Origin of the sequence: Bacillus sp. 1NLA3E (assembly GCF_000242895.2) — a bacterium.
In the GTDB taxonomy this organism is placed as follows: Bacteria; Bacillota; Bacilli; order Bacillales; family Cytobacillaceae; genus Bacillus_BU.
Map to the genome: position 1 here is coordinate 2662218 of NC_021171.1, position 14742 is coordinate 2676959.

Here is a 14742-nt window from a genome sequence, read left to right on the forward strand (position 1 = left end):
CTTATCATAGCCTTTGTTCATATACTCTGAAATGCTTTAAACAAACCTTCATTATGCAAATATAATATTAATTGTTTATTATTCTATCGATTAATTAAATTTTGTCAATAAAAAAAAGTTAGCATAGGATTCAAATTTTCTTTTAAAGGAGTTGCTCCACAATCAGGCTCATCTCTTGTTTAAGAAATGCCCCCGATTGCTAATTAGTGGAAATAGCGATATTGCTGCAAAAATGCCCCCGAATTTTTTACTAGTCGAGTAGAAGGGAGCCTTTCTACCTTGCGGTAAATTGGACTCCACCCCCCTCACAGAACCGTGCTTGCGCTATTTACGCACACGGCTCCTCCTAGTTATCATTTACAGAATATAGCTAATCTCTTTCCTTAAATCGTATATATTCACTTTTATTCTTGGTGATGGAAGTGGATATTTATTAAGAAATAGACTGAATTTATCCCATGTAAAGGATTTCCTTTGGCTTCTTCTATTGAGCCATTTAAACAATAGCTTTTCGATTTTGTCTTTGAAGTTGTTAACATTTTGAGTATTATCAGTGATGCAGTAATAGTTGTAATAACCTATTAGTGAGCGTTTAAATCTATCCATAATCATATGAATATCTTTACTTCTATTACTCTTCAGCCATTCTTTCGTTTCTTTTAGTTTACCTTGTACTTTCTTTCTGCTTGTTTTCCGTTTTACTCTAAATCTCCCTTGTTTACTTTTCCCACAATAGTGTGTAAACCCAAGAAAATCAAAAGTTGCTGGTTTATTTCTCCCCTGTTGATTTGCATTTTGCTCCGCAAACCGCCCGAAGGGAATAATTTTGGTTTTATCCTCAGCTATTTCTAAATTAAATTTCTTTAATCTCAGCTTTAAAGAATGGAAGAATTGCTGGGCTTCACTTTTATATTGAAAACAACAAACAAAATCATCTGCATATCTCACTATGTATGCTTGTCCCTTGCACTGTTTCCTAACCCTTTTCTCAAACCACAGGTCGAGGACATAGTGGAGGTATACATTGGCTAATATCGGAGATATTACTCCACCTTATGCAAAGTTACGCGTTATGCAAAGTAGGTGCTGTAAATGCAGAGTTTAATGAGTTTATGCTTCATTTACTTTGCATAATAATCTTGATAAACATTCAGCAAAACACTCAAAAAGGCAGAAAAATTAGTTCAATTTGTCAAGATTTAGCTATTTTCCGACCAATTTTCTTCAAATATTGATCTGTAAACCGAAAGAATTATGCAAAGTAATTCAAAAAAAAACGTTGAAATAATAAGCTTTCTACTTTTTACTTTGCATAATAACTTTCTTTGCATAAGGTGGATTATGCTAAGCTTTGCATAATCCACCTTGCGGTGTGCCATTGTCTGTCTTGTATTTCTTACCTTCCTCCATGTATCCACCTTTAAGAAACCTACCAACTATTCTTAGTAGGTTAGGGTCAGCGATTCGCTGTTTTAAGAACTCCATCATCCATATGTGGTCAACGTTGTCGAAGAATCCTTTAATATCTACATCTACTACATAATTTACTGACCTATTTTCAATATAGTGGTTCAGTATTTTCAAAGCATCGTGGCAGTTAAGATTTGGGCGGAATCCAAAGGAACAGTCTAGAAAGTCATTTTCATAAATGGTATTTAGTATCTTTGTAATGCCTTTTTGAACAATCTTATCTTCATGTTCCGGTATTCCCAATGGTCTTTTCTTGTTTGAATTGAGCTTTGGAATATACATTCTCCTTACTGGAACAGGACGATAGCTTTTGCTTTTAAGCCTACTTACTAAATCCTCTATGTTTTCTTCTAAACTTTCACCGTATTGCTCTTTAGTTGTACCGTTAATCCCAGTTGCCCTCTTATTGGGAAGTTCAAGATGACATTGAACTAATGCTTCTTCATTTAATAGATGTGCAAGAGATGTAAATTTCATTTTAGGATCAGATTTTGCTAATTCTGCTATCCTTAGTAGTTTTGTTTCCATTTATTATACCTACCTCTGCGTGTAGTAAATGTGTCCCTAGTAAGGGTGATAACTGGTAGCTAGCCTTTCCTCCATCGGCATTACCCAACTTCATTGGTACTACGCTGCTATCCGACTCCCTACATCGGCATTTGGTTTCCTTGCTTATTATCGCTTGTAGACCATACTCTTCTAAAAAAAAAGAAAAGACCGGTAGGGTCTCCCGAGTTGCCGTATCATATCAATGTATGACGTGCCAAGGTCTCTGACTCCAGAGAGGCTTTACCCTTCTTGCCTTTAACGAAAGATAAAATGTAGCTTTCTGCTGTGCTTAACGCATCAGCCCTCTCGGTTTACTAACATTATGGAGCTCAATCCCTTCAACCATTTGGCTTTCGGCCCGCCACCTAACTGTCTACGCTTAAAGACTAAAGTTACCTTTAGCCCTCCAAGACTCGCTACGAGCGAATGGCTAGTTCTTACTCGACGGGAATCCCACCCGCTATATGATACGACCTAGGCTCGGCCGCACAAGCACCCTATAGTAAAAGTACATTTCTTCACGATGCTACCACGTTGTTCATTGTTCAATAGAGAAACTCATAACAAAGGGGTTAATCCTTTCTGGATTAATCTACCTGTAGCTTAATATCAATTTTAAACAAAAAAGTCTCTTTTTTTAAACTCTATTCAATTCCGTAAAAAATTTCTTCCTTCTTCTCCGTTATACCGTTCCGAATAACAACATAATATCTGGGATTTTCTTTCATAGATAAAGAATGTATCACATATGGGTGGGAAACCTCCCCGCTATTTGCCTTGTGGCTCGTTACTTCAATAATCAGTTTTTCACCTTCGAGCCGAGCCGCAGCATACTGATAATCTCCCTGCGATACTTTAGAAAAAATTTGAAACACCTGGCGGTCTCCGTGGGCATGTACCCCTTGAATATAGACACCATTTTCGACCTTTTCAATTGGGGTCGGATTTAGGGCTCCTATAAAAAAACCTACGTTATTATCATCCAACGGGAAATTTGAAGATGAGGCCATATCAAGTGTCCCATCTTTCTTAATTGCAGGATATGTTTTCATGAATAATTGTTCTATATCTTTTGTTGATTGGTCAAGTAGACTGTAAACGGTTTGTTTATCCTTTGTATTCATGATAGTACCGTGACCATTGCCCACCCAAAGGAAATACGACTCTTTCCCCACTGTTACCTTATACATGGGATCTATTATATTCGCGATTCCTGGTTCTTTCACGGCAGTTTTAGCAGCTTCTTTAAAGATTCTGATATCCTTAGAGTACGTAAAAGCAACCGTACTTTCGTTCTCCAATTGGTTTAATCGTTGAACTTCTACCATTTCCGTTTCCTTTTTTACTTCCTTTTGTTCAATATCACTACTAATGGAACAGCCGGCTACCCAAATTAACAGTAAAAAACACAAGCAGATGTAGTGTCCTTTCCTTATCATATTCAAACCTCCATCCCTATTTCTAGTTAATTATACCAACTCATCCAAAATGAGGGACATGGAGATATGGACAAAAAAGGATAGTGCTTCAAAAATGCCCCCTAAATTCTTTACAAAAGCTCCCGTACTTCAATAAACCAATCCCTATTATTCGTTTTGAATCGTACGAAATCCAATGATTTTTTCAATTTTGGTTGCTTTCAGTATTAGGAAACCTATAATACTACCACTAGTATTTAATATAATATCATCAACATCGAATGCTCTGTTAGGAAGTAATAGTTGAATAAGTTCAATTAACGTTGAACTTAATGCACCTACTAAAAAAACACTCAACATATTGTTTACTCGCTTAAATTTCAAACCAAGAATGAAACCAAACGGCATAAATAAAATAATATTTCCTAATATATTTTTTAATGGAACAAAATAATAAAAGTGTTTTAATAACTCATTGATACTCGAAAATGGTATAAAATTATTACGTGATTGGTATTCAGGACCCGTAGCTATCTCAAGTGGGAAAAGTGTTTGCCCTATTATTCCCATCACACTTATGAAATAGAATGAATTTACAATTTCTCGTTTAAAATCGAATTTCTTAATAATTAAAATTACGTTAACTGCCTTAAAAATTAGCCAAACACTAGTGATAACAATTGCTGGGAGAAAAAAGTCAATTCTCAACAAACACACATCCTTTTTACAGAAAAATACATAATAACTATAATTATACTATTTCCTAGTGTTTTGTCCCCTGTAAATTAATATACAAGATGTTTTTATTATGACTAATCTTGATATAAAACCTGTCCGGTTAGCACAATAAGAAAAAGCTGCCGGTAATGACAGCTTTGATCTTTAACTCTTTCATTTGTGGAAAATGGAAATTATTAAAGAAGAAAAAAATTGTTTTTTAGCTTTTGTGCTATCGCCCCGTTACTTTAGTGAATTAATTGGATGTCTTAGAATCGGTTAATTGAATTTCTTTTTTTCAATTATGTATTGGAATCCATATAAGAAAAAGCCTTGTAAAAGAAATAAAGAAAAAATTGAAAGTTATTTATTCTACTTAAACGAACGACTTTCAATTTTTCAAGTATTGTAATATAAATAGTAGCGAAGAAAGCATCGATAATTGCATTAAGTATAAGGAACTTTTTAAAATTTCCATAAGTTTTCTTTAATATCCATATTGAAGCTAAAAAAAATGGTCCAATATTAAAAGGAAATTCCCCTGAAATATATGAATTTGGCTTATTATAAAAAATCCACCATTTTCGCTTTTTTCCAAATGCTACGTTAATTGCTTCAAAAATAACAATAAGTATAGACGCAGGAAGGAATCTTTTTAAACTACCATTTCCAATAAAAGGAAGAAGTTGGAACGAGAGTAAAATCATTGCAATATTATATATCCACTGATTTTTCAAGGTCATATTTATTTGATCCTCCTTTTTTCTTAAGAGTTTCCCTTTTTAATATTTTTATTCCTTTCGTGAATTTTTGGATTTTTCCCCATACCAACAATCCTTATTCCATTAAATGGCCCTAAAATGGAAAATGAGCGCTTATCCTTGTATGTACCAAGATAGCGCCCGAATGCTGAAAATCAAAATATAATAGAATCAAATATTCCACTAATTTTTCTTATTGTAACGCACTTAGTTAGTTGAAGAATTATAGTTCTTAAAAGTTAAGAAATCTTTTTCCCAAGAATAACCAAATCTCTCTTAATCCCATCTAATTTAGCGACTTCTGGTAAATGAGCCCACTTCCCAAAACCGAAACTTGAAAATAGTCTGATACTCGGCTCATTATGTGCAAAGATGAATCCAAGTAAGGTATCAATTTCAAACTTAGGACATTCCTCTATAACTTTACTTAGAGCCTTTTTCCCAAGTCCTTTACCTCTAAAATCTTCATGAAAATAAATACTTATTTCGGCAGTTGCATCATAGGCTGGTCTTCCGTAGAAAGATTGGAGACTTACCCAACCACAAATTTTTTCTTCGTATTCTACAACCCACAAAGGTCTTTTGGATGGGTTATGTTCTTTAAACCAATCTAATCTGTCATTTATAGTTACAGGTTCAGTATCAGCAGTTACCATTCTGCCTGGAACAGTCAAATTATAAATATCCACTATAATTGGTAAATCTTCAATACTTGCATCTCTATATGTAATTTTGTCTGACATAAAAAGGCTCCTTTATAACATTTTGGTTAAAGCGCTACTTAAATGTTATATTTTTCAACATATTATTACAATATAAATTATTTAAGTACATCTTAGTATCCCGTTCCAAAATATTATTAGTTACATTACCAAGCAACTTCAACAATCCTGCTCACTTTAGTTTAAGTGCAGTCATTCACAATTTGCTTATAAATTTACATAATATTAAAGTCTCACTAAAGGTATCGCTCTATTAAATGGCCCTAAAATGGAAATAGACGCTAATCCTTATTAAAGGAAAGCGCCCTATAATTGAATAACTAAAATATAGCATTAGTCCTAAAATCACTTAATGCTTCTTCAAGCAACGAACCCATTAGTGAAATAAAGTTTGTACTTTTTTATTCGCCAAAATCATCATAAGGATTAGCGTACAAATCTACATCAAATTCAGCTTCAATACTTGAAGCAAATTTTATAATGTCTTTATCCAAATATAAAGCAGGGGTATTTCCCTTTTCTATATTAATTACAATAAAGAATTTACACTCCAAGGAATAAGCCTCTTTTATTTCGTTAACTATTGATGACTTATTTTGTAGCCTATCTATAATTTGTTTTAGTTGGTCATTTACATCAAGTGAAACTTGGTAGCCTGTTCCTAAATCCCAACTTGTTTCTTTTCTAATAACAGTTGAACGGTTTGGAATTAAATCGCCTTTTTTATAAGTGTCGGTAGGTGTTACTTCTAACTTTTCCGTTACATCATCTAATGGAAAGTCATCTCCAAACAAGCTGAAATAAACCTTTACTTGAGTCTTATCCAAGTGTAATTTCGCCTCCCATTAAGTCTCATTTTAACAATTATAATATCTTTCCTTCTTTAACTAAACTGCCATTTAACCGATTAAAGACCAAGAAAAATGGACTGTTGAAACAGTCCATCGTTGTGCAATTCTTGCGCCCGTTTGTGGAAGATTTTTGTTTAAATCTTATGCAAGATTCGCACCAAATTAGTAATACTTTACAAAGCTCTATATTCAATGCTTTGATTTCTAAAATACCTGTATTGAAGATAAATAATTAGAAAATAAATTTATAAATGCGTGGTATGATAGGTCCCTAATACATGAACCTCATGACCAAAAGCCTCAAGAATAGTTATTGCCTTACTAATTTTGTTCTCATGTAATCCACCTTCTGCTTCAATAAAAAAGTGGTAAGTTCCTAATTTTTTCTTAGTAGGGCGAGATTCAATCCATGTTAAATTTATTGAAAGAGCTGTAAATACATTCAAAATTGAGGATAGGACTCCTGAATGTTCTTTATTCGGAGAGACTAATAGCATTGTTTTATTATTTTTGTTATTCCATTGTTTTGAGTTCTCATAATCCTTACTAACTACAACAAATCTAGTATGATTTTCAAGATTATCTTGAATGTTGCCTTTAGCTATATGTAAATTAAATAATTTTGCTGCAGATTCAGAAGAAATTGCTGCAACTTCTCTTCTTCCATATTCTTTTACAGCTAGGGCTGCTGCTGAAGAACTATCAAACTGTTTACTTTTAACCTTGGCTTTTCGAATGAATTCCTTACATTGAGCAAGAACGGGATAAATTGACCATACTTCACGTATTTCATGCAATTGTATTCCTTCTTCTACAACAAGAAGATTCATGGAAACTGGGAAGATAATTTCAGCTTCTATATATAACTGATTTCTCAACAAACCATCTGCCGTAATATTTATTGTGCCCTCAATAGTATTTTCAATTGGAACAATTCCCGTTTCAGCCTTATTCTCCCCAACTGCTTCAAGAACTTCTATTATAGAATCACACATATACCATTCAACATTATCATTTGTGAAGTATTTATATGCTGCTTCTTCCGAAAAACTCCCCTGAGGTCCTAAATAAGCTACTCTCACTTTAAAAACACTCACCTTCACTTTTTTTACTAAGTATATACAAACAACTCAAATTTTTGTATATTTTTGTTAAACAAACCTGTCATTTAAATGATTAAAGACCAAGAAAAATGGACTGCTAAGATAGTCCGCTTTTTCAATTCTTGCGCCCTTTAATGGAATAACTAAAAATATGAGCTTAGTCCTAAAATTACTTATTCTTCTTGAAATAGCGCCCCCTTTTACTTGAACAAATTATATTTTAAAAAGTCCTCCAACCTACTCATTACTTTTTTCATAATTAATATTGATGCTAAAGTATCAAGTGGCTCATTATCCAATTGGTGGTTAGTGTTAGGTACTATTTCGATTTTAATTGTTGGTTTACGTTCAATAAGTGCTTCGATTCTTTCACTTCTATAATGTGAGTCCTTGTCACCTATAACGATAAGTGCTGAATGATTACAGTTCATCAAAGATTCATAAATTGAATCAAAATCTAATAATGGTGTAAGTAAAATCATTTTGGAATTGATAAATAGCTCATCCTTCATAAAATCTTTAATAATAGGAAATGTACCAAGGGATTTCCCTAAAAAAATAAGTTCCTTATATTGATTTTGTTTAAGAATCTCAGTAACTACTGGATTTACATCCTTAATTAAGATCTCTCCAATATCTTCTAAAGGAAACTTAAATATATCCTGGTCGTAAGTATAGTGGATATGGACAACATCATATTTATTTTGAAGCATCGTCATTGTAGAGTAATATAATAAGGGTTTTTCATATGTATAACCTGCTCCAGAAAACATAAAGCAAACAACTGAACTTCCATTTGTGATATGTGTAAATTCAATATTCTTATTATTTTTAAAGATTGTTTCTTTACTAACCTGCAAAATACTATTCCTCCTAAATCCCTTATCTCCATTTTATAAAAAATTCAATGAAAACTATCATGCTACCTTAGCACATTTCGCCCTATTTCATTATATCTTCTTTTTCTATAACTAAATTTTAATATTTCTAGAATCAGGTGATTACTTCTTCGACTCCTGAATTATTAGCTCAATAACCTTACTCAATTAAATTGCTCAATTGAAAATAAGCGCTATCCTTGTTCAAGGTTAGCGCCCGATTGTTGAATAAACCACTCTTCCCATTTATGATACATTTCACCTTAACGTATATAAATGAGGTTTTTCTACTATCCTTTTATTTGGATTTATTGATTAAGCCAATATGTTTATTACTTACTGTTCTCCCTCTTCATGGGAGGCAGCTAGCGAGTAATCTGACTCCTTTTTCAATTTCTTCAATTGATAATCCACCAAATCCTAACATGATATAGGAATTACCTTCGGTGTTTGGATTAAGCCAAAACCTTGACGGGGAATAAACTTTGACACCCTTCTGTAGACCATTTTCGATCAGCTCGAAGGCTGTTACGCCTTTTAGTTTCAATAAGATATGTAAGCCTGACTTTTCTCCAACAATTTTTACTTGAGTGCCCATATATTGTTCAATACTCCTTAGCAAAGCCTGATGTTTTCTTTGATACATCTTGCGCATTCTTCGAATATGCCTTTCGAATTCCCCTGTTTGCATGAACAGGGCCATAGCCCTCTGAATAATAGGAGAGACAGATTGGTTATAAGCTGCGAACTTTCGTGAATATTGAACCATTAGAGAAGGTGGAAATACAATATAACTTAACCGAGCTGAAGGTAGAAATGATTTAGAAAATGTACCTAAATAGATAACCCTTTCATGTTCATCCAGGGATTTTAGCGAAGGAATCGGATGTCCCCGGTATCGAAACTCGCCGTCATAATCATCCTCAATAATGTATCCTCCAGTTTGATAAGCCCATTTTAGTAATCGCATTCTTTTCGAAATGGAAAGAACCATACCAAATGGAAATTGGTGAGAAGGCGTTAAGTATACGGCTTTTGCCCTGCTCGTTTGAATATGCTCTACTGACAATCCATCCTTCTCAAGAGGCACGGGATCAATATAGCATCCCTGGTCTTCTAAGACCGATCGAACTCCACTGTAACCCGGTTCTTCCATAGCCACGGTTTTTTCCCGGAGTGCTAAAAGATGGCAGATCAACGCCATGGAGGCCTGAGTTCCGGCCGTTATAAGAATCTGTTCTGGTACAGAGCGTACACCTCTGGATTGCAGTAAATAGTTTGATATCTCCCGCCTCAATTCAAATTCACCCTGATTCTCACTATACTGAAATAACCAGTTGTTCTCTTGATCAACTGCGTCTGACAGACATTTCTTCCATTGCTTCAAGGGAAATTTGTCAAGATCGACATTTCCATATTCAAAATCCACAAGGACTTCGCTTGAAGGCTTACATTCCAACATAATAGGATGTTCCACCTCAAGTGGATGTAGTAAAGGTTTCTCAATTTCAGCTACCCATATTCCACTTTTAGGGACACTTTCGAGGTATCCCTCTGATTGTAGCTGCTGATATGCTGCCTCAACCGTATTCCGGCTGACCTTTAAATGAGTCGTAAGCTGGCGAATTGATGGCATCTTCATTCCTGGCAAGAGCCTACCTTCTTCAATTTCCTTCTTAATCCAATGATACAACTGGCTGTATAAAGATTCTGGCAACTTCTTGTTTAAAAACGGGGTAAGTTCCACTGTTAACCCTCCATCTGTCCCTATTAAACTTTTTAATTCTGTCACTTTTATCATGTACAAAATTCCTCTAGAATGATTTTATCATTTATAAAGAAAGATGGGATGAAAAATGCATAAGATCCGCCAAGAAAAAAGGCTATGTACAGATGATAAGCGTATTGATCAGTTTTTAAGCCACGCACGAACAGGTTACCTTGGATTAACTGATGAGGAGATTCCTTATGTTGTTCCTTTAAATTTTATCTGGATGAATGAAGCTTTGTATTTTCATGGAGCTGCGCAGGGGAGAAAAATAGATTTGATTCATGCCAATCCCAACTGTTGTTTCACATTATGTGAAGAATATGGAACCATGGTAAGTCCTATACCCGCCAAGACAGATACTGCGTACATGAGTGTGATGCTGTTTGGAGTACTAGAAACGGTAACTGATTTAAAAGAAGCTACCACGGCAATGCAAGCCATGCTAGATAAGTACGTACCCGGCTATTACGATAAAAGCCTTTCACAATCCCATGTTGAGAAATATCGGTCCTCTCTAGGGAGTCATACAGTTGTTTTTAGACTTACCCCCAGCGTACGAACTGCAAAAGAAAATCAATTGGATCCGCAATTGGCTTTCTACCCAGGCAAGAACGTTAAGATGGATATCTAAATTTTTTTAAAATTTAGTCGTGATTTTTCAAAAAGAAAATGCCTTAAAAATGATAGTAGACGTGAAGCTTACTGACATTTACTTGTCATTGTCACTGGCGATTCATCGGGACAAATACAACTCATAATGTTTATAATAACAACTAAATATATTCAACTCTCTGGAAGTAATGCTAAAAGATGCATTGTAAAATAAACTAATTTATGTAATTTGAAGGGTATGATACCATGCTAATGCCAGTTACGCTTCGTGGTCACTTAGTCTGCTTAGAACCCTTGACGATTGACCACGTTAATGATCTCTGTGTTGCTGCCTTAGAAGATAGGTCAACTTATACATATACTTATGTTCCAAATGGACAAGAAGATACTATACGTTACATTGAAATTGCTCTAGCCGACTTTTCGAAAGGTCGTGCGTTGCCATTTGTGGTTCGTCACCTCGACACGGGCGGTATTGTCGGAACAACACGATTTCTTGATCTAGAAGTTTTTTCATGGCCTCCGGGCGTTGCAAGTGGGCTTTCACCCACAGATTTGACTCCACCAACCGTGGCAGAAATCGGTAGCACTTGGTATGCAGCTTCGTTCCAACGTACTGGTGTTAATACAGAGTGCAAGCTTCTGATGCTTGCCCATGCATTTGATTCGTGGAATACAATCAGAGTCACACTGAAAACTGACGCTCGTAACATACGTTCACGTTCTGCTATACAAAGGCTTGGTGCTACTTTTGAAGGCATTCGCAGGGCACACCTCCCTGCAAGTGATGGTAGCATTAGGGATACAGCTTATTTTTCAATCATTGCAGAAGAATGGCCTGCGGTGCGTACAAATCTCCAAGATCGGCTTCAAAAAGGCTTAAAAAATATCACTGAGTAAAGCTAACGAGAATCAGAGTGTAATTAACATAAGCCGGAGCCTCTTGGCGAGCAGGAATCCGGCTTTTTTATTATAAAAGTGGCTTAACGTGCGAAATCCGCATTTTGTTGGCGGTCCCCCTTGAAGAAGTCAAATAAAAAAAGTCAGTTCCCTTTGAAAACGTACAGGGAATTTGACTTTTTTAGTTTGAAGTTGCGCTTTGTGCATAAAACCCACGTTTCTTAATGCTATTTTTGATATCGTGTAATTTGCCCGTTTTTACATGTATCTCGGCTGAATCCCAAATAGACCTCGTTCCGAGGTCATGTATCTGTTGAAAAAGCTGATTCTTTTTTGGCTTCTTGTACCTTTTGGGTACTAAGCACAAAACTTACGATTGCTGCAACGCTACAAACATATGGAAGTAAAGAATATCCCCAATTAGATATGACAAAACCTCCAATTATTGAACCAATGGTAATACCAATATACAGAGCCGTATTATTCCATGCCATAACAATTCCTCGTTCTTTTGGATATTCCACAGCTAATCGTGCTTGGTATGATGTAAATCCTGCATACCCAACTAAAGCCCAAATAAAAAGAAAGAAATAAACCCAATCACCAGATGAGAAGAATATCCCTAAACAAATGAGTATTAGAATTAAGAAAATTAGCGTAGCCTTCGAAATTTTCATTTCTCCGAATTTATCTGTTAATTGCCCACTTGTAAGGCTCCCAAAAACAGCACCGACACCATAAAAAGTAACAGCTAATGCGATTTCTGATGATGAGAATTTATTTTTGGAGTAAAGAGCTGCACCTAAATAAACATAAAGGGTATACATTGAAATCGCCCAAATGGTAGTAACACTTACAGAACAAAGTATTCTTAGCAGATTTCCTTCTAATAGGTTTCTTGTTAAATCATTATTAGGAATAGATTCCCATGTTTTAAAATTCACTACCGCCAATATGGCTCCTATGATTGCCATTACAACAAATACTGAGCGCCATCCAAGAAAATGCTCTAATAACGTACCGAATGGCGCTCCTGCCCAAAGAGCCGTCAAGTGTCCTGAGACAACAATCGAAAGCCATGTTCCTCTTCGATTGGGTGGGGCAATATCTCCAATGATTGCGTATATCAAAGGAGTGATTGAAGCAACGGATAAACCAGCTAAAATACGGCTAACAATCATCCATAAAAATGAAGGAGAAAATGCAGTTAGCGTATTAGAAATAGCGAACAGCAATAAGCCAAATGTAATCAATGTTCTCCGTCCTTTTTTATCTGAAAGCCAACCGAAGAAAGGAGCCGAAAAAGCATATGTAACTGCAAAAACAGTTACCATCCATCCAGTGGTCGATGCACTAACTTTATATGCTTCCGAAATAAACGGTAATAATGGGGATACCACAAATAAATCAGTACCCATTAGAAACAAAGTTATCCAACCAACGCTTAAACTTATCCTCCCTTTCAACTTCATATAATCCCCCATATAAAAAATATTTTTACATGTATATTCTCTAGGGGGCATAAAAAGGACTTTATGTAAGTTTTAAAGGTTTTTTATTATTTTGTTACTGCCGTTAATTGAATAACTGAGAGCTTCGATTCACTTTCTAATAATTCCTTCTCTTATTCAACAATCTGGCCCGTTTGCTGGAGATCAATGAATAATCATTGTCATCTCATTGTAGGAGGTTATTTTTCATCCGAGATACATGTTTAATTAGGCCGAGATAAGTATTCATTTTTTTCGAGACAGTGGTTTAATCTAAAGTCTGTGTTAAAGCTCAATGTTGATTTTTTACACAATGTTGATTGGAGTGGAAGGCATGAAGACCCCTGCAGCCCCACAGGCGCTTTAGCGCCGAAGAGGCACACCGCCCGCCCGCGGAAAGCGAGTGCCTGGTACGGAAATCAACATTACTGGTACATTTCGGTAGCCGTAATCATGTACTACTCCATGATCCATCCTCAAGAATTCTGAACCTGCAAAAAAAAAAAAAACAACCTTCCTTATTGAATGAATACATGTGAATTTTGATCACCACAATGCATATACATCAATAAAAGGAGGGATATTTCATGGCGTATTTATGGGTGGAAACAATAGGATTCGTTATTTGTCTTGGAATTGTTGGTGGAGTATTTTTTTCGGGCATTAAATCAGCTGTAAATCCTCAGGATTCAACCAGGATTGATATGCATGACTCCCCAAAAAGGCATGAATAAAAAATAAGTGCAACCAGGGACTTCCGAATTTCGGATAGTCTCTTTTTACTTGGAATCATTGCCGCATCTTAAACTGATTATATTTCATGAAGCCAACTTATTGAGCGAAAAGGTGGCTTAAAAGTTACTACTTTTAATAGAAAAGTCAATTGTGTTATATGCAATATAAAAAGTTGCCAAGGAATACATGGCTTCATCGATGCCAAAAACGAAAACAGAACTCCCAAAAATGAAGAAATTAAAAAACATCACGTATTGTCCAATTGAAAAAAAAGAGCGTTTACTCAACAAAATAGCCATAACCTCTGTCCCATCTAAAGAACCTCCAAACCGAATAATGATCCCTACTCCTAATCCTAAAATGATGCCGCCAAGAAAAATAACTAAAATAGGTTTATTTGTTAAGACAGGATAGGGTTCTAAGATATAAGTTCCGATAGCTAGGACAAAAATTGCATAAAGACTTAGTAAGAGAAACCTTTTCCCTAGGTAATAATATCCGATAATTAAAAAAGGAGTGTTTAATAATATAATAAGGATACCGATTTTAATACTGAAAATTTGTGAGATTAGTATACATATACCTATTATTCCACCATCAATAACATAATTTTTTATCAAAAATAACTGTAATGAAATAGCTACCAGTGTTGCTCCAAAGGCAATAAAAACACACCTCATATAAAAAGACATTTCCTGTGTTCTATACTGATCAATATAAAAATATACCCTATTCTTATACATTTAAGGTCTCCTTATGTATTAA

The 14742-nt window shown here is 35.1% G+C and carries 15 protein-coding genes and 1 other annotated feature (1 of these 16 cut by a window edge); of the genes, 3 read left to right on the forward strand and 12 right to left on the reverse strand.

The window, feature by feature from the left end:
- Positions 1–17, reverse strand: a binding site (T-box leader); it reaches 236 nt to the left of the window's first position.
- A 340-nt stretch (positions 18–357) separates the two neighbouring features.
- The 10 genes from B1NLA3E_RS12590 to pdxR all read right to left on the reverse strand — a co-directional run bounded on the left by B1NLA3E_RS12590 (position 358) and on the right by pdxR (position 10270).
- Positions 358–1044 (reverse strand): reverse transcriptase domain-containing protein, encoded by a 687-nt coding sequence (locus tag B1NLA3E_RS12590; RefSeq protein ID WP_328285179.1) that lies wholly within the window; start codon positions 1042–1044, stop codon positions 358–360.
- Positions 1045–1344: 300 nt separating this feature from the next.
- Positions 1345–1998, reverse strand: coding sequence for a reverse transcriptase domain-containing protein (locus B1NLA3E_RS12595; protein WP_041580504.1), 654 nt, complete (start codon positions 1996–1998; stop codon positions 1345–1347).
- A gap of 665 nt (positions 1999–2663) precedes the next feature.
- Positions 2664–3458 carry a hypothetical protein gene (locus B1NLA3E_RS12600; protein ID WP_015594215.1) on the reverse strand — a complete coding sequence of 265 codons (795 nt, stop codon included), beginning with the start codon at positions 3456–3458 and terminating at the stop codon, positions 2664–2666.
- A gap of 147 nt (positions 3459–3605) precedes the next feature.
- Positions 3606–4145, reverse strand: a complete 540-nt coding sequence (locus B1NLA3E_RS12605) for a VanZ family protein (RefSeq protein WP_015594216.1) — start codon at positions 4143–4145, stop codon at positions 3606–3608.
- A gap of 311 nt (positions 4146–4456) precedes the next feature.
- Positions 4457–4897, reverse strand: a complete 441-nt coding sequence (locus B1NLA3E_RS12610; RefSeq protein ID WP_015594217.1) for a hypothetical protein — start codon at positions 4895–4897, stop codon at positions 4457–4459.
- 257 nt (positions 4898–5154) lie between these two features.
- On the reverse strand, positions 5155–5658 hold the full coding sequence (locus B1NLA3E_RS12615; protein ID WP_015594218.1) for a GNAT family N-acetyltransferase: 504 nt from the start codon (positions 5656–5658) through the stop codon (positions 5155–5157).
- 380 nt (positions 5659–6038) lie between these two features.
- Positions 6039–6464 carry a DUF4279 domain-containing protein gene (locus B1NLA3E_RS12620; RefSeq protein ID WP_015594219.1) on the reverse strand — a complete coding sequence of 142 codons (426 nt, stop codon included), beginning with the start codon at positions 6462–6464 and terminating at the stop codon, positions 6039–6041.
- 269 nt (positions 6465–6733) lie between these two features.
- On the reverse strand, positions 6734–7570 hold the full coding sequence (gene pheA, locus B1NLA3E_RS12625) for a prephenate dehydratase (protein ID WP_015594220.1): 837 nt from the start codon (positions 7568–7570) through the stop codon (positions 6734–6736).
- A 221-nt stretch (positions 7571–7791) separates the two neighbouring features.
- Positions 7792–8451, reverse strand: a complete 660-nt coding sequence (locus B1NLA3E_RS12630; RefSeq protein WP_015594221.1) for an alpha/beta hydrolase — start codon at positions 8449–8451, stop codon at positions 7792–7794.
- A gap of 370 nt (positions 8452–8821) precedes the next feature.
- Positions 8822–10270 carry a MocR-like pyridoxine biosynthesis transcription factor PdxR gene (gene pdxR, locus B1NLA3E_RS12635; RefSeq protein ID WP_015594222.1) on the reverse strand — a complete coding sequence of 483 codons (1449 nt, stop codon included), beginning with the start codon at positions 10268–10270 and terminating at the stop codon, positions 8822–8824.
- Positions 10271–10325: 55 nt separating this feature from the next.
- Between pdxR and B1NLA3E_RS12640 the strand changes: the two genes are divergently transcribed.
- Both B1NLA3E_RS12640 and B1NLA3E_RS12645 read left to right on the forward strand, forming a co-directional pair.
- Positions 10326–10871: a pyridoxamine 5'-phosphate oxidase family protein gene (locus B1NLA3E_RS12640; protein ID WP_015594223.1), complete on the forward strand. Its 546-nt coding sequence runs from the start codon at positions 10326–10328 to the stop codon at positions 10869–10871.
- Positions 10872–11098: 227 nt separating this feature from the next.
- Positions 11099–11752: a GNAT family N-acetyltransferase gene (locus tag B1NLA3E_RS12645; protein ID WP_015594224.1), complete on the forward strand. Its 654-nt coding sequence runs from the start codon at positions 11099–11101 to the stop codon at positions 11750–11752.
- Between the two features lie 302 nt (positions 11753–12054).
- Here B1NLA3E_RS12645 and B1NLA3E_RS12650 read toward each other — a convergent pair whose 3' ends face one another.
- Positions 12055–13224, reverse strand: coding sequence for an MFS transporter (locus tag B1NLA3E_RS12650; RefSeq protein ID WP_041580505.1), 1170 nt, complete (start codon positions 13222–13224; stop codon positions 12055–12057).
- 605 nt (positions 13225–13829) lie between these two features.
- On the opposite strand from B1NLA3E_RS12650, the gene B1NLA3E_RS25325 reads away from it, so the two are divergent.
- Entirely contained in the window at positions 13830–13976 is a 147-nt protein-coding gene (locus B1NLA3E_RS25325) for a hypothetical protein (protein WP_187292102.1), read from the forward strand.
- Between the two features lie 117 nt (positions 13977–14093).
- Here the strand turns inward: B1NLA3E_RS25325 and B1NLA3E_RS12655 are convergent, their stop codons facing one another.
- On the reverse strand, positions 14094–14720 hold the full coding sequence (locus B1NLA3E_RS12655; RefSeq protein ID WP_015594227.1) for a YitT family protein: 627 nt from the start codon (positions 14718–14720) through the stop codon (positions 14094–14096).
- Between the last annotated feature and the right edge of the window lie 22 nt (positions 14721–14742).

Bases quoted from the DNA above. Each gene is read 5' to 3' on its own strand.
- B1NLA3E_RS12595 (WP_041580504.1), bottom strand. From the start codon at position 1,998: ATGGAAACAAAACTACTAAGGATAGCAGAATTAGCAAAATCTGATCCT.
- B1NLA3E_RS12600 (WP_015594215.1), bottom strand. From the start codon at position 3,458: ATGATAAGGAAAGGACACTACATCTGCTTGTGTTTTTTACTGTTAATT.
- B1NLA3E_RS12610 (WP_015594217.1), bottom strand. From the start codon at position 4,897: ATGACCTTGAAAAATCAGTGGATATATAATATTGCAATGATTTTACTC.
- B1NLA3E_RS12615 (WP_015594218.1), bottom strand. From the start codon at position 5,658: ATGTCAGACAAAATTACATATAGAGATGCAAGTATTGAAGATTTACCA.
- pdxR (WP_015594222.1), bottom strand. From the start codon at position 10,270: ATGATAAAAGTGACAGAATTAAAAAGTTTAATAGGGACAGATGGAGGG.
- B1NLA3E_RS12640 (WP_015594223.1), top strand. From the start codon at position 10,326: ATGCATAAGATCCGCCAAGAAAAAAGGCTATGTACAGATGATAAGCGT.
- B1NLA3E_RS12645 (WP_015594224.1), top strand. From the start codon at position 11,099: ATGCTAATGCCAGTTACGCTTCGTGGTCACTTAGTCTGCTTAGAACCC.
- B1NLA3E_RS12650 (WP_041580505.1), bottom strand. From the start codon at position 13,224: ATGAAGTTGAAAGGGAGGATAAGTTTAAGCGTTGGTTGGATAACTTTG.
- B1NLA3E_RS25325 (WP_187292102.1), top strand. From the start codon at position 13,830: ATGGCGTATTTATGGGTGGAAACAATAGGATTCGTTATTTGTCTTGGA.
- B1NLA3E_RS12655 (WP_015594227.1), bottom strand. From the start codon at position 14,720: ATGTATAAGAATAGGGTATATTTTTATATTGATCAGTATAGAACACAG.